The organism is Litorimonas sp. (assembly GCA_029936425.1).
Classification (GTDB): domain Bacteria; phylum Pseudomonadota; class Alphaproteobacteria; order Caulobacterales; family Maricaulaceae; genus Litorimonas.
The window spans coordinates 179,592-196,424 of the sequence record JAPYSU010000006.1 but is presented as its reverse complement, the minus strand read 5'-3'; the positions used below and the strand labels follow the sequence as shown (position 1 = coordinate 196,424).

General features: G+C 51.5%; 14 protein-coding genes and 1 tRNA gene. 3 read left to right on the top strand and 12 right to left on the bottom strand.

Going from position 1 to position 16,833, the window contains the following annotated elements; genetic code table 11:
- A partial coding sequence (locus ACN0IC_RS08125) for a 3-phosphoshikimate 1-carboxyvinyltransferase (RefSeq protein WP_416878269.1) occupies window positions 1–785 on the bottom strand: 785 nt, incomplete at its 3' end.
- Window positions 786–956: 171 nt separating this feature from the next.
- Between ACN0IC_RS08125 and ACN0IC_RS08120 the strand changes: the two genes are divergently transcribed.
- Both ACN0IC_RS08120 and ACN0IC_RS08115 read left to right on the top strand, forming a co-directional pair.
- Window positions 957–1,424 carry an FYDLN acid domain-containing protein gene (locus ACN0IC_RS08120; RefSeq protein WP_416878268.1) on the top strand — a complete coding sequence of 156 codons (468 nt, stop codon included), beginning with the start codon at window positions 957–959 and terminating at the stop codon, window positions 1,422–1,424.
- Between the two features lie 122 nt (window positions 1,425–1,546).
- Window positions 1,547–1,622, top strand: a tRNA-Ala gene (locus tag ACN0IC_RS08115).
- Between the two features lie 130 nt (window positions 1,623–1,752).
- Here ACN0IC_RS08115 and ACN0IC_RS08110 read toward each other — a convergent pair.
- The 7 genes from ACN0IC_RS08110 to ACN0IC_RS08080 form a co-directional block, all read right to left on the bottom strand.
- Window positions 1,753–3,120, bottom strand: a complete 1,368-nt coding sequence (locus ACN0IC_RS08110; protein ID WP_416878267.1) for an efflux transporter outer membrane subunit — start codon at window positions 3,118–3,120, stop codon at window positions 1,753–1,755.
- Complete coding sequence (locus ACN0IC_RS08105) at window positions 3,117–6,227, bottom strand: efflux RND transporter permease subunit (RefSeq protein WP_416878266.1); 3,111 nt, start codon at window positions 6,225–6,227, stop codon at window positions 3,117–3,119. The genes ACN0IC_RS08110 and ACN0IC_RS08105 overlap by 4 nt, the downstream gene beginning before the upstream one ends.
- Window positions 6,228–6,229: 2 nt before the next feature.
- Window positions 6,230–7,321, bottom strand: coding sequence for an efflux RND transporter periplasmic adaptor subunit (locus ACN0IC_RS08100; protein WP_416878265.1), 1,092 nt, complete (start codon window positions 7,319–7,321; stop codon window positions 6,230–6,232).
- 309 nt (window positions 7,322–7,630) lie between these two features.
- Window positions 7,631–8,095, bottom strand: coding sequence for a hypothetical protein (locus tag ACN0IC_RS08095; protein ID WP_416878264.1), 465 nt, complete (start codon window positions 8,093–8,095; stop codon window positions 7,631–7,633).
- 64 nt (window positions 8,096–8,159) lie between these two features.
- Complete coding sequence (locus ACN0IC_RS08090; protein ID WP_416878263.1) at window positions 8,160–8,576, bottom strand: SET domain-containing protein; 417 nt, start codon at window positions 8,574–8,576, stop codon at window positions 8,160–8,162.
- A gap of 167 nt (window positions 8,577–8,743) precedes the next feature.
- Window positions 8,744–9,634 carry a UTP--glucose-1-phosphate uridylyltransferase GalU gene (gene galU, locus ACN0IC_RS08085; RefSeq protein ID WP_416878275.1) on the bottom strand — a complete coding sequence of 297 codons (891 nt, stop codon included), beginning with the start codon at window positions 9,632–9,634 and terminating at the stop codon, window positions 8,744–8,746.
- Between the two features lie 18 nt (window positions 9,635–9,652).
- On the bottom strand, window positions 9,653–10,972 hold the full coding sequence (locus ACN0IC_RS08080; RefSeq protein WP_416878262.1) for a UDP-glucose dehydrogenase family protein: 1,320 nt from the start codon (window positions 10,970–10,972) through the stop codon (window positions 9,653–9,655).
- A 113-nt stretch (window positions 10,973–11,085) separates the two neighbouring features.
- Here ACN0IC_RS08080 and ACN0IC_RS08075 point away from each other — a divergent pair, with 113 nt between their 5' ends.
- The gene (locus ACN0IC_RS08075) at window positions 11,086–12,012 is read left to right on the top strand and encodes a sterol desaturase family protein (RefSeq protein WP_416878261.1); all 927 of its coding nucleotides are present in this window, start codon (window positions 11,086–11,088) and stop codon (window positions 12,010–12,012) included.
- Here ACN0IC_RS08075 and ACN0IC_RS08070 read toward each other — a convergent pair.
- The 4 genes from ACN0IC_RS08070 to ACN0IC_RS08055 form a co-directional block, all read right to left on the bottom strand.
- Complete coding sequence (locus ACN0IC_RS08070) at window positions 11,997–13,733, bottom strand: alkaline phosphatase D family protein (RefSeq protein ID WP_416878260.1); 1,737 nt, start codon at window positions 13,731–13,733, stop codon at window positions 11,997–11,999. The two genes, ACN0IC_RS08075 and ACN0IC_RS08070, sit on opposite strands and share 16 nt — an antisense overlap.
- 87 nt (window positions 13,734–13,820) lie before the next feature.
- Window positions 13,821–14,123, bottom strand: a complete 303-nt coding sequence (locus tag ACN0IC_RS08065) for a nucleotide pyrophosphohydrolase (RefSeq protein ID WP_416878259.1) — start codon at window positions 14,121–14,123, stop codon at window positions 13,821–13,823.
- Window positions 14,120–15,640: a phosphomannomutase/phosphoglucomutase gene (locus tag ACN0IC_RS08060; RefSeq protein WP_416878258.1), complete on the bottom strand. Its 1,521-nt coding sequence runs from the start codon at window positions 15,638–15,640 to the stop codon at window positions 14,120–14,122. The genes ACN0IC_RS08065 and ACN0IC_RS08060 overlap by 4 nt, the downstream gene beginning before the upstream one ends.
- Before the next feature lie 23 nt (window positions 15,641–15,663).
- Window positions 15,664–16,626 carry a glycosyltransferase family 2 protein gene (locus ACN0IC_RS08055; RefSeq protein ID WP_416878274.1) on the bottom strand — a complete coding sequence of 321 codons (963 nt, stop codon included), beginning with the start codon at window positions 16,624–16,626 and terminating at the stop codon, window positions 15,664–15,666.
- Between the last annotated feature and the right edge of the window lie 207 nt (window positions 16,627–16,833).

Below are 16,833 nucleotides of genomic sequence, written 5' to 3'. Positions count from 1 at the left end.
GGTGTAATGAGCGCGGCAATAATTGGAAAAGCGGCGGAAGACGGATCGCCAGGGACTTTTATCTTTGTCGCTTTCAGCTTGGCCGGCCCGGTCACGCTGATATAGGCGGCATTGGCGATAGTTTTGGTGTTCACTGGAACGCCAAAGGCGCGAAGCATATTTTCCGTATGATCCCGCGTCGCAATCGGCTCAATCACGGTTGTTGTGCCTTTCGCATTTAACCCGGCCAATAATATGGCGGATTTTACCTGAGCGGAGGCATGAGGCGGACGGTATTCAATCGGCCGAAGCGCTCCGTCGCTTTTGAGCCTAACAGGCAGGCGGCCAGCTTCGCCAGAGTCCAGTGTGCGGGCGTCAGCCGAAGCGCCCATTTCTCTAAGCGGGTCCAAAATTCGGTTCATCGGCCGAATGGATAAAGAGGCGTCCCCGGTAAAACGGGCGGTCAGCCTATATCCGGCGGCGGCCCCCATGATGAGGCGAACGCCTGTGCCGGCATTTCCGCAATCTACATCACCTGTTGGCGAGGCAAATCCTTTGGCGCCAACGCCTTCAATCCGCCATGTGCCGCTCTCCTCTTCGGTAATTTTCGCGCCAAAAGACCGCATGGCGCTGACAGTAGATAAAATATCCTCTCCCCGTAACAGGCCCGTCACTTCCGTGACCCCTTCGGCCATGGCTCCGAAAATAATCGATCTGTGAGAAATGGACTTATCACCTGGCGCTGTAACAGTCCCCTTCAAAGCCGTTGAGGGGGAGGCGGTTGCGGTCTTAACAGGTGAGGACATATACAGACTGACATCCATTGGCGGTTGACTTGATTAGCCCAGCCGCTAAGAGGCGGATTGACCAGCGGGAAGCGGGTTTTACAACGCCTATTTCTCCACGCAACAAAAAATATATATTTTATCGCAGGACAGGCGCACTGCACACACTGCGACAGAGGAAGGACCATCCTGATGGCAAAGAAGGTTGATTTGGGCACAAAACGTGTTTGCCCAGAATGCGATGCAAAATTTTATGACCTTGGCAAAGACCCGGCGCTTTGCCCCATTTGTGCGACTGAAACCGCTTGGGATCAGTTCGTTACGGCGCCTATTCTGCCATCTTCTCAATTACCGCCTGAGTCCAAGAATGACGACGACGATGACGACGATGACGAAGATAACGAAAATAAAGAGGTCGATGAGGATGATATCGACGAAGAAGAGGAAGCCGCGAAAGAGCTAGAGCTTGACGGCGACGATATGGCCGTTGTGGGCGGCGCGTCCGGTGATGATGATGAAAAACCGGGCTATGACGGCTATTCCGAAGATGAAGACGAAGACGAAGATGCCGCTCTTGTCACAGATGACGATGACGACAATGAAATGCCGCCGCCTGATGACGCGGATGACGACGAAGAACCTGAAGAGATCGAAATCTAGGTCTATTGTCTATAATGTATTAAATCCCTCAAGACGGCAATTGTCGTCTTGACCGCTCCGGCGCCGGAGATTAAACGGCGCAAACCTATCCAAGCCGACACATTCGGCCCACATATTGGACAGGGGCCTTAGCTCAGCTGGTAGAGCGCTTGCATGGCATGCAAGAGGTCAGGGGTTCGACTCCCCTAGGCTCCACCAAAGGTTCGCGAGACGAACTGTCTCTTTCCTTTTTAGATAAGACCTTAGTTTTCACAGCAAAATATCTTGTGAAACGTTCAAATTAAAAAATTTGAGGATGGACATAAAGGCGGTGCATTTATGGACGCCCTTATTCCGAATATCCAACCGCCGTGTAAAGATTGATATATGCCAAAGCGATATTGGCATCAGCCGCGACAACGGCTTCCCGGCTGGAGATGAGGGTTCGTTGAGAGTCCAGAACATCGATAAAATCCGCCAGGCCCTCACGGTAAAGCGCATTGAGCTGATTAAAGGCCGACTGACTGGACTGCACCGCTTTTTCCAGTTCGGTTTTTTGTTCTGTCAAAGCCTGAATTTGTAACAGGGCCGTTTCAGTTTCGCGAATGGCGTCCAAAAGGGTCGATTTATATTTGGCGATCGCAGCATCGGCTTCGGCTCTTTGTATGTCCACTTCAGCGCGTCTCCGCCCGGCATCAAAAATCGGGATGTCCAGAATTGCCCCGAGACTGGCTGTCAAAGCGTTCAATCCATTATTCGAGGTCGTCCGGCTGGCGCTGATGGTCCCGGGCAGGCGAAGGGACGGGTATAGATCGGCCTGTTCCACGCCAATATCGGCAATTTCAGCGACGAGAGTTGCTTCGGCGGCGCGAATGTCCGGACGCCGCCGGAGCAAATCCGTCGGAACGCCCAATTCAGGCCCTGCCGAATAATTTGGTATGATATCCTCTTCCGGGAGACCCATATATTCCCCTCTGGGCGCTTCCCCAACCAAGACAGAAAGAGCGTATTCCGCGCTCCTTCGATTGGCTCTCAATAAACTTCTTTGAGACTGCGTGCGGGCCAGATCGGCGGCGGCGCGGTCCACATCAAGCGCCGGAGAGAGTCCGGCGTCAAAGCGGGCCGTTACAATTTCGAGAGTTCTTTCCTGTAGATCGAGCGAGGTCTCCAGCAGAACAATCGCCGCCCCGGATCGGCGCAGGGCAATATATTGGTTGGCCACGGAACTTGCGGTCAAACGCCGGATATCTTCGACTGTAAAGCGAGCGGCCTCAAAACGGGCTCTGGCGCCCTGTAAAGCCCGTTTGTTTCTTCCGGCAATGTCTGGATCAAAAGAGAAGACTCCGCCTCCGGTCGCACTGGCCTCGGCTTCGACCCCTCCGGTCAGAATAGAAGATATTTCGCTATCCACGAAAGCATCGAAGCTCGGGAAAAGGTCGGATTCTGAAGCTCCGACTTGCGCCCGGGCTCTTGCAAGATTGGCAAGGGCATTTTCAATATCCAGATTTTGGTCCAGTGACGTTTCTATCAACTCACTCAAGGCAGGATCGGAAAACCCCTCCCACCAGGCTTTTTCCGGAGACGCCACCTGATTAAATTTCAATTCTGTCTGATAGGCGTCCGGCGCCTCCAGATCGGGGGCAATTGGGTCCGGCCCGGTGACACAGCCGGCAAGGCCCAGCGCCGCCAGAGAAATCAGCCCGCTAAATTTTTTCATTCTGCTGGCTCCACCGCAGCAGACGGCCCGTCAATATCCTCTTCGCCTTCTGTTTCCAGGTTTTGGGTGTTTTGAGCTTTGCTAAATCGCGCAATGCCCAAATAAATGACGGGTGTCAGAAAGAGCGTGAAAATTGCGGCAATCCCTAAGCCGCCGAAAATAACCCAGCCAATAGAGAGCCTGGCTTCCGCGCCTGCACCGCTCGATAAAATGAGAGGTAAGGCGCCCAAAGCGGTGGATATAACGGTCATGATAATAGGCCGCGCCCGCATGGTCGCCGCTTCGAATATGGCGTCCTGTAGACTCCGTCCTCGGGCCCGGAGTTGGTCCGCAAATTCGACCAGTAATATTCCGTTCTTCGCCATCAGACCAATCAGCAGGATGAGGCCGATCTGAGAGTAAATATTCAGAGAGACGCCCGAGAGAAATAACGCATATATTGCTGCAGCCAGAGCAAAAGGAACAGACAACATAACAACCAGAGGACTTGTCAGGCTCTCAAACTGGGCAACAAGAACCAGAAAGACGATAATCAGGGCAAATCCGTAAGTATAAAGTAATTCGCGAGAGGACTCCTGGAGTGTATCGGCTTCACCCTGCAGGATCATATCAATATCATCCGGAAGAGTACTTTCTGCCAATCTTTGTATTTCAGCCACCGCATCGGCTAAAGCCACGCCAGACGCGATATCGGCCTCGACCTCAATGGCGCGGCTTTGCTCTGTCCGGTCCAGCTCTGCTGCCACCCCTTGTTCTTCCAAGACTGTCAAACTGGAAAGCGGAATTAACGCCCCGTTTGAGGAGCGGACAAATAAATTGCGCAAATCTGCAGGGGATGAGATCGCGCGTGTCTCAGAGGCGAGGATGATGGGAATCGCTTCATCATTTACGTTCAGATCAATCAAGTCCTCACCATCCACCATGGCGCGAAGGACAAGCGAGATTTCGTCGAGGGGCACATTGAGATCTGCGGCCCGACGGCGGTCAACCTGAATAGCGAGCTGTGGCTGGGTGGGTTGATAAGATATTTCGGAATTGGATAAGATATCGGACTCTGTATCAATTTTACTGGCCAGATCCCGGGCTGCTTTATAAATATAGGGATAATCGGATCCAGTCAGGGCGACTTCCAACCCGCTTCGTCCGCCGCCGCCGCTGAGTGTCCCGCGTCCGAAAACCGAGACTCTTGAGCCGGGAATGCGGGACATAGGCTCTTCCAATTCTGCAATGATGTCCTGCTGGGATCTGTCGCGGTCTTCCCAAGGAGCCAAGCGAGCCGTTACCCCGACACGGTTCGGGTCATAACGCCCGACAACTGTAAACAGGGATTCGATTTCGCCGCTATCCAAATAGGGTTGTAAAATGTCCTCTATGTCATTGGCCTGCCGCTCCATATAACTCAGCCCAACTCCGTCCGGCCCCGTCGCAAACACCTCAACCCGGCCTCTATCCTCAGGGGGAACAAGTTCATTTTCAATCTGTGTGTAGAGAAAGCCCGCGCCAATGATCGCGGCCATACTTGCAAGGACGGGTAGCCAAGCGTGTTTGAGACAAAACTTTAGAGATTTTTCGTAAAACCCGGAGGCGTATGACCCGACACGGTAAAAGACTTTTCGTGAGGAGTCGTCCCCGGAAAATCGAAATTGGGCCGCAATGGCGGGAGCCATTGTTAAAGCGACGAACGAAGAGATGATGACGGCGACGGCCAAGACAAATCCAAACTCTCGGAAGAGACGGCCCGTGGTGGAAGGCAAGAAAGAAATCGGGACAAACACGGCGACGAGGACGGCTGTTGTTGCCACGACGGCAAAGAACACCTGGCGGGTTCCATAGGCGGCGGCTTTACGTCTTTTGACGCCTTCCATCTGCTGTCTCTGAATGTTCTCCAGCACGACAATGGCATCATCCACAATTAGCCCTGTCGCTAGAACCAAAGCCAGCAAGGTCAGCAAATTGACCGAAAAGCCCATAATCCAAATGCTGGCGATCGTGCCGATAAGAGAGACCGGTATGGCCACGGCCGGAATTAATGTGGCGCGCCAGGACCCGAGAAAAAGCCAAATGGTCAAGACGACAATTCCGATGGTAATTAAAAGGGTCATGAAGACTTCAGAAACCGAGGTTCGGATAAAGACCGCGTCATCCGAGGTTACGCTCACCTCAATATCTTCAAAGCGGGCATTGAGGTCTTCGACTTTTTTCGAAACCTGATTGGAAATATCAATTGTATTGGATTGGGCCTGCCTCACAATACCCAAACCGATAACAGGGCGGCCATTTAGACGTAGTAAATTACTCGCATCGGCCGGGCCAAGAACGACTTCAGCCACATCCCGGATTCTAACATTATCTTGAATTATAACGTCCTTGATAAGTTCAGGGGTTGAGGCCGTGGCCTCAACTCGGACGATAAGCTCTTGATCTTCCGACCGGAAACTTCCGACCGGAATATCGAATGGAGCCTGACGCAGGGCGTCGGCGACATCATTTATTGTCAAACCAAACCTGTTAAGACGTAAAGGATTGACAGAGACGCGCATCTGTTTTTCTCGTGTCCCGAATTCCTGAACGGTCGCTACACCCTCAATGGTCAGAATGGCCGGGGCAATATCATTATCTATTATTCGTGTCAGTTCATCTTCACTATAGGCATTACTGACAACCGCGAGCGTTACAATCGCGCCCGCGTCTTCATCGGCTTTTGTCACGAAGACGTCTTCAACACGATCCGGAAGCTGGCGTGATACGCGGCTGACCGCTTCGCGCACGTCAGAGGCGGCAATGTTCAAATCAATCCCAGGTTCAAATTCGACCCGAATTCTAGAATTATTTTCTTCACTGGAAGACCGGATTTCGCGCACGCCCGACACACGCGCGACAGCGCCTTCAAGAACGCTGGTCACTTCCGAGTCCATAGTTTCCGGGGCGCCGCCCGGCAATGTAGCGCGCACAGAAACCACGGGCCTGTCCACATCGGGCAATTCTCTGACATCAATGCCTAAAAGGGCGGCCAGTCCGGCGATAATAATGAGGAGGTTTAAAACAGAAACGAGTAACGGTCGCTTAACCGCAATCTCGGGTAATCCGTTCTTCTCGGAATAGGCCATAACTATTGAACCTGCGTCGCATTGCCCTTACGCGACACCGAAGAGTTTGAGCGACCAGATAAAACCTCTTGAACGGGGGTGTCCTCTCGTACTTTCTGGACGCCCTCGGCAATGATTTGAGCGCCTTCTTGCAAGGGCGCTTTGACCAAAACCAGACCTTTTTCTCTTGTGACAATTGTAACAGAGACACGCTTGGCAAGGCCTTGCTGTATTTCCCAAAGATAGGCCCCGTCACCGCCCCAAACGATGGACGCCTCGGGAATAGCGGGATAGCTTTGGCCCGGCAAATCAAAGCCAATGCGGAAACTCATACCCGGTCGCAATTCATCATTTTCATTGTCAATTACGCTTCTGACAGAGAAATTCCTTTGCTCCGGGTCAATCCCGCTATCGATGGTTTCGATCTTAGCCTCAAACGCTCTATCCGGTAGGGCGAATGGCTCCATATTGAGGATTTCGCCGACCTCCAACTCTCCAAAAACCTGCTCAGGGGCCTCAAAATCCACGTAAATAAGGGATCGGTCGTCCAATCGTGCAATTTCCGTTTGAGGCGTAATGCGGGCGCCGGCGTCAATTTCTGTGAAACCAATATGACCTGAAAACGGCGCTCTGACAGTTCGTTCCGACAGTGCGTTTTTAGCAAGAGCCAAATCCACTTTCGCGGCTTCCAGGGCGGTCTGGGCTTCTTCAATCTGGCTTTCGGAAATTGCTCCCGGGACGTCTATGCGCTTATATCTTGATAGAAGTTGCTCTGAGTCTTTCAGCGAAATTTCGGCCTGCTGCACGGCCAGACTCTCTTCCCGGGAATCCAGCTGTAGAAGTGTCTGGCCTGCCTCGACAAATTCACCGGCTCTGAAATTGACACGGATTACTTCTCCGCCAGTTTTGGGATATATAACAGCGAATGCTTTAGCGCGCGCCGTGCCAATAGCCTCTACCCGATTTGTATCGTTTAAAAATTCAACTTCATGAGAAATAATCTCAACATTTTGTTCAGCTGGCTCCGTTGTCGTTTCAGAGTTATCCGAACAGCCGAGCAAGAGAGCACCAAACGCAATCACACAGAATTTCTGCCATTTTAATTCTGTTTTCAAGGGGGAACCCTTTAAGTCTCGATTTAATCTGGTTTCAGCAAGTAAGTGAAGAAGTTCACATTACAGCTAATACTCGCAATATGACAAGTTTTCACCCCTCAAGATAAACAAGAGTTAATGGTGAATGTAATTAGCATACGTATCAAACATCAATATAGCTTTGAAAAATTTCAATTGATCGCAGATATTGAGTAAAATGAAGATTAGACTGGAAATGTCACAAATAGACGTTTGCTCTCTGACCTAATGAAGGTTTTAAAGACTATAAAAAATTCAGCGTCGTAATTGCAAGGCTAGGGCCTGCTTAATTTATAAGGCCTCAATTCTTTCGGTTGCGGCTCTTCGTGCTTTTGCCGGGAAATTAGACTTATGGCGGAGCAAAACCGCATCAGCCGTTAGATCCATCATGTTATAGGCAATCAAGCGTTCCGTGATATGAGGCTGACGGTTGGTCAAAACCCAATGGGTTAAAACCGCTTCAATGCCTTCTTCTTCCGCCCGGGCACGCGTTTTGTCCAATCGAATACGTGTGCGGCGCAACTCGGATTGAACGGCTTCATAAGCATTGACCATTGACCAGAAATCATAAGCCAGAGAGCCCGGAATATGATCCGGCACAATAGACGCAAATTTACGAATGGCCGCCCCTTTGACGACATCTACATTCTTACGCGCGGCATTCTGGATGAAATTATTGAGTTTTACCGGATCATCACAGCGGGCGATTGAATTTAGAATTGGGGTATAGTCGGGAGCAGGAAAATCTTCCAACATGATTATCTCCGTTAAATCAGAATCAATTAAAAACGCCGCCTCAATTTAAAGGCGGCGCCGAATTTTAAGCGGTTTCTTTCTCTTTCTTCGCCAATATCGGCTGCAAGGAAGGTAAAAGTTCATGAGAGGGGTCAAATTCCGAATAATCGCAGAGAATTTCCTCGCCTTCTGAAATGTCCCGGGTTGCATAGCCGATAACAATTTCTTTGAAGTCGGAGTTCGGATTGTGCGAATGGTTCATGAACCGACCATTATCCGCTTCCAGAACAAGCGTATCAGGCTCGTTATGTAAGGGATAAGCATATCGGGTCATGAATTCCTGCATATGAGGCGGGAAGTCTTTCATTTGCTTTGGACTGACTAATCGATCAAATTTCGTGTCGAGTTTCCAGATAACATCGCCTTTTTTGATGTTTTCAGCAGCAAATACCCCAACACCCTCAATGCCGCTTGGCGCGACAAAGCTACGGATAAGCATCATTGTATAAAATCTCCGGAGACAAAAGGCGCTTAGGGCAAGGTCGTTAGTCTGGGCGAGAGTTTCGCTTATCCCGACCTCGCGCGGCTTTTGTTCAGGATAATATTAGATTCCTGTTTTGAGGTTTTGACAAGTAGTTTTATAGGGCTGAGTGTAAAATTTAACCGAGCCTAACTGCCTTCTCCGGCCATGCGCTTTATCAGGGCTTTCGCCTCTTCCCCGATATCGGGATGAATTTTCGCATAAGCCATGACGGCTTCGAGATACCCGATTTTGCTGCCGCAATCATAATCCTGACCATCATAGACAAAAGCGTGGAAACTCTGGTCTTCCATCAGCCGCGCCATCGCGTCTGTGAGCTGAATTTCACCGCCGGCGCCAGCTTCCTGATCTTTCAAAAGCTTCATCAATTCGGGCTGGAGAATATAACGCCCAGTAATTTTAAGATTGGAGGGTGCGTCTTTTTGAGCGGGCTTTTCTACCATGCCGTCCATCTGGATAAGCCGCTTGTCGCGGTAATCTTCGCCCGCTTTTGGTTTGATAACGCCGTAACTTGACACCTTGTCTTCCGGCACGGCGTCCACCGCGATAATATTCCCGCCGACATCCTGATAGGCGTCCATCATCTGCGCCAGACAGCTCCGCTTGGACTGAACCAATACGTCCGGGAGCAAGACGGCAAAGGGTTGGTCGCCAACAATATCGCGCGCGCACCAAACGGCGTGGCCAAGGCCCTTGGCGGCCTGCTGACGGACGAAACTCATTGACCCTGCGCGGGGCTGCATGGATTTCAGCTCATCAAAAATGGTCGTTTTTTTCTTGCGCTGTAGCGCGTCTTCAAGTTCGTAAGCGCTGTCGAAATAATCCTCAATCGCACTTTTCTGGCGACCCGTAATAAAGACAAAATGCTCAATTCCGGCTTCTAATGCTTCGTCGACGACATATTGAAGTGCCGGACGATCCACGACGGGAAGCATTTCCTTGGGAATAGTTTTTGTCGCCGGCAGAACACGGGTCCCGAAACCGGCGACGGGCAGAACGGCAATTTTGACGGGCTTCATAATCGGCATTCCTAAGGTCTAAACGGGCCGGCCGATATTGGCATAGGTAAAGCCCTGCTCTTTCATTGTTTCCGGACGATAAATATTCCGAAGGTCTATAATAATAGGTGTTTTAAGCAGAGTTTTAATCCGGTGCAAATCCAGCGCCCGAAACTCGTCCCATTCAGTTATAATGACCAGGGCGTCCGCGCCGTCTATCGCCTCATATGGCCCGTCTGTATAAGTCACATCAGAGAGAAGGTGCCGGGCCTCTTTCATGGCTTCAGGGTCATAAGCCCGGATAGTTGCTCCTGCCTCTTGGAGACGGGGTAGAATTGTCAGAGACGGAGCGTCCCGCATATCATCCGTATTCGGTTTAAAGGCTAGGCCGAGCACAGCAATCGTTTTGCCAGAGACCTCCCCGCCCATTGTTTTGATGACTTTATCCGCCATTCTGGATTTGCGGTCTTCATTGGCGTCAATCACAGCCTGCACAATTGTCACCGGCGTTCCGGCCTCGGAAGCGGTTTGCGTGAGCGCCAGCGTATCCTTAGGAAAACATGACCCGCCATATCCCGGACCGGCATGCAGGAATTTGGGCCCGATGCGATTATCAAGGCCAATGCCGCGCGCGACTTCCTGAACATTAGCGCCAACCGCTTCGCATAAATCCGCCATCTGATTTATGAAAGTGATCTTCGTCGCCAAAAATGCATTGCCCGCATATTTAATCAGTTCGGATGTCCGGCGACTGGTAAAGAGAATCGGCGTCTGGTTGATAAAGAGGGGACGGTAGAGCGACTGCATAACGGCTTTGGCGCGCTCATTTTCTGTCCCCACAACAACGCGGTCAGGCCGTTTGAAATCATTAATGGCAGCGCCTTCGCGCAAGAATTCAGGGTTGGACGCGACGGCAAAGCGCGACGGCTCCAGATGTTTTGATAAAATCGCCTCAACCTCGTCACCTGTTCCGACGGGAACCGTGGATTTGGTGACAACCACGGTGAACTTCGAATCGCTGGCGGCAATATTCTGGGCAATTTCTTCGGCGGCGGCATAGACATAAGACAGATCCGCATGGCCATCGCCCCGTCGGGACGGCGTTCCGACCCCGATGAAAACGGCATCCGCCCCTTGCATGGCCTCGGACAAGTCAGTTGTGAAAGACAGGCGCTTGGCCCGTACATTCTTGGCAACGAGCACATCAAGACCGGGTTCAAAGATCGGGATGCCGCCCTGATTGAGCGTTTCGATCTTCTTGGGGTCTTTATCTACACAGACAACGTCGTGGCCAAAATCGGCGAAACACACGCCTGAAACCAGTCCGACATATCCGGTGCCTACCATTACTACACGCATGCGCTCTTTCCTTTCGGCTTTCCTAACTGGGCATCGTACCGTCTATAGGGATTCGACCCCCTGCGTCATAGCGCCATTTTGACTTTTTTCGAGCAAAAGCCGCATAAAGGGTCATGACAGAGGCCGAGCTAAGTTTTCCGATGATATTGGCGTGGGCCGCGCCTCTCTTTGTCATATGCGTCGCTCTCGAATGGCTCTTTGTTCACCGGAAAAAATGGGCCGGGCGGTATGAAACGCGCGATGCCTTTGCGTCCATGACCATGGGGATCGGTAATCTGGCGACGGATTTGCTCTTTGGATTTATCAGTCTGGGGGTTCTTCTTCTGGCGTGGAGATTTCGGCTGTTTGATCTGGGGCACAGCCTTCCGATCATAATACTGGCTCTGATTGCACAGGACTTTGTCTATTACTGGAAACACCGAATTGCTCACCGGGTGCGTTGGTTTTGGACGGCGCATGTTGTGCATCACAGCTCGGAACATTACAATTTGACCACCGCTCTTCGTCAGCCCTGGAATAATCATTTTACAGGGCATATTTTACTGTCCGTGCCTTTGGTTTTACTCGGATTTCATCCCTTATTGATCGGGTTTGTCGCGGGTCTGAACTTGATTTATCAATTCTGGATCCACACTGAAGCCGTGGATAAAATGCCGAACTGGTTCGAGGCGGTTTTCAATACGCCAAGTCATCACCGCGTCCATCACGGGACGAATCCTCAATATCTGGATATGAATTATGCCGGAATTTTTATTATCTGGGATAAGTTGTTTGGCACATTTGTTGGAGAACAGGACGACGTTAAAATCGCTTACGGCGTAGTGAAACCGATTGAGACATTCAATCCGGCGAAAATAGCCTTTGCCGAATGGGGGAATGTCTTCAAGGACGCAGCGGGGAAAGACCTGACTCTTCGCCAGAGACTTGGCTATATTTTCGGCCCGCCGGGTTACTCCCATGACGGGTCACGGCAAACCTCTGAGGATATAAAGCGGGAATTTTACGCCCGCCGGAGCGAGCAGCATCACCCTAATCCGTGAAACAAAGCTCTTTGTTTGAGGTTCAGCCCCTTGGGAGAGCCCACTTTTACTGTCTCGCCGCTTTTTCGTAAGGTAAATGCCGCGGCTTCAAACGCCTCATAATCGCGGCTTAACACCGTGGAAACACCCATCATACGGGTCTTAATTTTCTTTTCGCTCAGGCGCAAATCAATATATCCGCTCACCAAAGCGTTGTAATAGCGGACATCGGCATTTGACTGTGTCAGGAGAAGATTATGGTCCGCCGTGGCGTCGCCGAGATAGGCGAGCAAGGTTTGAGACGAAACGGAGGATGTCACGAGTTCAACTCCGACCTTGTTATCATCTTTTTCCGAGGTCAGTTCGTTAACCCAGAATTCGTGCGCGTCTCCGGTCAGCACAACCAAATCATTTACGTCGGCCTCGGACAAGGCGTCATAGAAATTTTGCCGCGCGACAGGATAGCCGTCCCAACTATCAGGATAGACGGGCAGGGAATATTTGGACAGGGTTAGAAAGGCACGAACCCCGGCCCAGTCTTTTTCAATTTTAACCAAAGCGGTTTCATCAATATAAGGCGTAAAATCCGGTGTCAGCAAACGACCCATAATCACCTGATTCAGGAGCAGTCGCCACGGTTTACCGGCTTGCTTGGATGTTTTCAGGGTGTCGACGATAAAGTCCTGTTGATCCTGTCCGAACATTTCCCGGCTGGGATCATAGAGTTTGTCTTTCTTGAATTTATCGGCGCCGCCAGGGGCGGTGATGTCATCAATATATTCTTCGACAATGATTTGCTCGGCGCGTGCTGTCAGACGGGTTTCGACACAGACGAGGCTGGCGAGGTCTCCCCATTCAAAGGCGCGGTAAATATCTGCCCGCGATTTCCCGAATTTCGGCTCCCGCAGAGGCATCCACTCATAATAAGCGCGAAGCGAGGCGTCTTTTCGGGCCGCCCAGGACCCCTCTCCCTCATTGTGATTCTCTGCTCCGCCTTTCCAGCTATCATTGGAACTTTCGTGATCATCCCAAACGGCAATGAGGGGCATTTGCGCGGTGGCGTCCTGGAGATTGGGGTCAGAGCGATATTGCGCGTGACGTCGGCGATAGTCTGCCAAGGCAATGATTTCGGTTTTCGGATCGTGGACTCGATCTGCCAGGCGCGGGGAGGCATCGGCGGCATATTCGTAATAATAATCTCCCAGATGTATCAGTGCGTCGAATGGGTCTTGTTTGGCCTCGCGTGCAATGTGATCGTAAACATTAAAATAGCCATGTTGCCAGTTGGCGCAGGAGACGACGGCAAAACGGGCGTCTGCTGTCGGGCCATCCGGTAAGGTTCTCGTGCGTCCGAGAGGGGAAATTGTGTCATTGACCCGGAAACGATAATAATACCATTGTCCGGGTTTCAGGCCATTCGCTTCGACTTTGACGGTATAATCTTTGACGATGCCGGTTTTGATGTCGCCCTTTGAAACAATGGAATTGAAATCTTCCGTTTCTGATACCTCCCATTTAACCGTTATATCGCCGTCTTCCTCAGGCGTGAGACGGGTCCAGAGTATAACGGAAGTGGTGAACGGATCGCCCGAGGCTATGCCGTGAGCAAAGCGCCCCGTGCGGGTGTCGCTCCGCGCCGTAAAAGGCGTTCTTTTAGCGTCGGAGCAAGCCGCTAAGGAGCCGCCGGCCAGCCCGCCTAATATGCCGCGCCGAGAAGGCAGTTGGGTGAAGGGTTTTGTCATAAGAGAACTATAGGGGTTTGAAAACGACAGGACAGAAACAAATAAAATTTCCTATCAGTCGGAATTGAAAGGAGTGGCCGAAAGCTGTCATTCGGCTTTGTGCTGACCCACACCATCCCCGGATTTAGTCCAAGTCCGGCGACGGTTCATCCCCATTTTCTGATCCACGGCATCAGAAAGATCACTATTCAATGACGCGGCGAGCCGGTGCAGTAAAATAGTGACGTCCGCCGCTTCCGCCAGAATCGACTCTGAGGACTCATCTTTTTCAATGGCCTCAATCAATTCCTCAAGCTCCTCTCTGGCGCGTAGAGCATAGGTTCTGACGGAACGCGCCTCGCCAAAGGTTTCGCGTCCCCATCTATGAATTGTCTGACTGGTTTCTCTCATATCTTCTGATCAAACTCGCCGATTTCCGGGTGATTTGCAAGGCGGCGCTCAATTTCGCGGAACATGCCCATCATGTTTTCCTTCGAGGTCGGGCTTTCGACAACCACAACCAGATTAGGCGTGTTGGAGCTTGCCCGCATGAGGCCCCACGTTCCGTCTTCCAGTGTGAGGCGGACGCCATTGACCGTATTCACATCGACGATTTTCTGACCCAGAATTGTCTTTCCGGCTTCTGCATCTTTCTGGGCTTCGGCAATAATTTTTTCGACCACGCCATATTTTTCTTCATCGGCACAATAAGGCGACATGGTGGGGCTGCCCCAGGTCATGGGGAGGGCGCGGCGAAGGTCCGCCATGGATTTTTCCGGATTGCGGTCCAGCATTTGCAAAATGGCAATGGCGCTGACCAGACCATCATCATAGCCGCGCCCAATCGGAGCGTTAAAGAAATAATGACCTGATTTCTCAAATCCGACCAAAGCGTTTAAGTCGTGGACTCTGCGCTTAATATAGGAATGACCGGTCTTGTAATAATCCGTTTTTGCCCCGTTCTTCATCAGAACGGGGTCGGTATTGTAGAGCCCGGTGGATTTTACATCGACAACAAATTGGGCGTCTTTGTGGATTGCGGACAAGTCCCGCGCGAGCATGACGCCGACCTTGTCGGCAAAAATCTCCTCGCCTTCATTATCGACAACGCCGCAGCGGTCGCCGTCGCCGTCAAAGCCGAGGCCGACATCCGCGCTATTCGCCTTTACGGCGTCTGCCATAGCGTGGAGCATTTTCATATCTTCCGGATTCGGATTGTAATTCGGAAAGGTGTAATCAAGCTCGCATTCCACGGACACGACCTCGGCGCCAATGGCCGTCAGAACCTCCTCGGCAAACGCGCCGGCCGTTCCGTTTCCGCAAGCGGCAACAACCTTGATTTTGTTTTTAAGCTTAATGTCTTTGGTCAGGTCTTTGATATAGGCGTCTCTGACGCCGTCGACATATTTGTAAGAGCCGCCCGCCCGCACTTTGGACTCGGCATTTAAAACGATGTCTTTCAGGCGAGACATTTCATCGGGGCCGAAGGTCAACGGGGCTTCAATTCCCATTTTTACGCCGGTCCATCCATTTTTATTATGGCTGGCCGTGACCATAGCGACCCCGGCGGCGTCTAAATGAAACTGGGCAAAATAGGCCATAGGCGACAAAGCGAGTCCAATGTCCAGAACCTCAATGCCTGCATTGACGAGGCCGAGCATGAGCGCCTGTTTAATGCCGAGGGAATAATGGCGAAAATCATGTCCCACCGCAATTTTCGGATCGACTCCGCGTTCATGCATCAGCGTGCCGAGCCCTTCGCCCAGCGCCTGAACGCCGTAAAGATTTAATTCCGACGGCTTTTCTTCGGACGGCAGGCCAAACCACCAGCGGGCGTCATATTCCCGAAACCCCGTCGGTTTGACGAGAAGCTGCGTTTCAAACTCGATTGTATTGGAGGCGATTGAAGGCCGTGGTGTTCGAGTCATGAGGAGCGCTCCGTGAAGGGGACTTATCTTTCGGCGGTTTTCGTCTTTACCGTGGCGCGTTTCAAGACTTTTAACGGCGACCATCCGAAACTTCGTAAAAGTTTCAACTTGCTGATTTTCATCCGGGCGGTGGGATGTTCGGGTTTAGGGCGATTGAAAAATCCGTCTTTCATGCCGCGAAATGTGGGCCCCAACCGCCCGGGTCGAAATATTGACCAGATGAGAACGCCGAAATTGGTGATAATATGCGCCGGTCCGAGACATAAAAGTAAGGGCAGGGGCATATTTTTCATGAAGGTCCAGATGCGGTTACGGGTGCCATGATAGACCGCAAATTCAGAACTTCGCCCCGAAATGCCGCTGCTGATATGGTCAATTTTAGCTCCGGCGCTTTGCACACAATATCCGCCGTCAAGCCTCATGCGGAAGGCGAGATCGACATCTTCATGATAACAGAAGAAGTTTTCGTCAAAGCCGCCTAAGCGCATATATGTGTCCCGGTGATAAACCGCTCCGGCCCCGCAAGGCCCAAACGCTTCTCGGTCTTGAACGGGCGTAACGGGGTGATTGAAACCTGAACGCCAGGCCAGACCAAAAGCGTGATACTCATCCCCCAGACCGTCAAATAAATCGGGCTCCAACGCCATATATTGCGTGCTGCCGATCATCGTGGCCTTTGGATAAGCCGAAATAGTTTCGCCTATCTTTTGGAGCCAGTCAGGCCGCGCAAACGCATCCGGGTTCAGCAGCGCCAGCCACTCTCCATTGGCCTGTCGAGCGGCGATATTATTGCCCTTGGCAAATCCCGTATTTTCGTTTTGGGGTAGAAGGATAAACCGTTCATCCAATTCGGGCAGGGAGGTAAAGGATCCGTCTTCTGAGTTGTTATCGACGATAAAACATTCAAAATCAGTTACCGTTTGCGCCGCGACAGAGGCAAGGCAGCGCGCCAGCCACTCTCCCGCATTGTAATTCACGATGATGATAGAAAATTTTGGAATCGGACCGCTCTACATTTGACGCCTGTCTATAGGGGCTGCGGCGGTGTCTGTCATGGGTGAATTTCAAGACCTGTCCGGGTTGCAATGTGATATAAAGAAAACGTTATATGCTGTTGACGCTGAGGCGCATTCAGACTATTGGCACCACAAATATTTATCTTTTTCAAAGAGGCGCCCAAGAGGCGATATTGA

Bases quoted from the DNA above. Each gene is read 5' to 3' on its own strand.
- ACN0IC_RS08120 (WP_416878268.1), top strand. From the start codon at position 957: ATGGCAAAGAAGGTTGATTTGGGCACAAAACGTGTTTGCCCAGAATGC.
- ACN0IC_RS08110 (WP_416878267.1), bottom strand. From the start codon at position 3,120: ATGAAAAAATTTAGCGGGCTGATTTCTCTGGCGGCGCTGGGCCTTGCC.
- ACN0IC_RS08105 (WP_416878266.1), bottom strand. From the start codon at position 6,227: ATGGCCTATTCCGAGAAGAACGGATTACCCGAGATTGCGGTTAAGCGA.
- ACN0IC_RS08095 (WP_416878264.1), bottom strand. From the start codon at position 8,095: ATGTTGGAAGATTTTCCTGCTCCCGACTATACCCCAATTCTAAATTCA.
- ACN0IC_RS08090 (WP_416878263.1), bottom strand. From the start codon at position 8,576: ATGATGCTTATCCGTAGCTTTGTCGCGCCAAGCGGCATTGAGGGTGTT.
- galU (WP_416878275.1), bottom strand. From the start codon at position 9,634: ATGAAGCCCGTCAAAATTGCCGTTCTGCCCGTCGCCGGTTTCGGGACC.
- ACN0IC_RS08080 (WP_416878262.1), bottom strand. From the start codon at position 10,972: ATGCGTGTAGTAATGGTAGGCACCGGATATGTCGGACTGGTTTCAGGC.
- ACN0IC_RS08075 (WP_416878261.1), top strand. From the start codon at position 11,086: ATGACAGAGGCCGAGCTAAGTTTTCCGATGATATTGGCGTGGGCCGCG.
- ACN0IC_RS08070 (WP_416878260.1), bottom strand. From the start codon at position 13,733: ATGACAAAACCCTTCACCCAACTGCCTTCTCGGCGCGGCATATTAGGC.
- ACN0IC_RS08065 (WP_416878259.1), bottom strand. From the start codon at position 14,123: ATGAGAGAAACCAGTCAGACAATTCATAGATGGGGACGCGAAACCTTT.
- ACN0IC_RS08060 (WP_416878258.1), bottom strand. From the start codon at position 15,640: ATGACTCGAACACCACGGCCTTCAATCGCCTCCAATACAATCGAGTTT.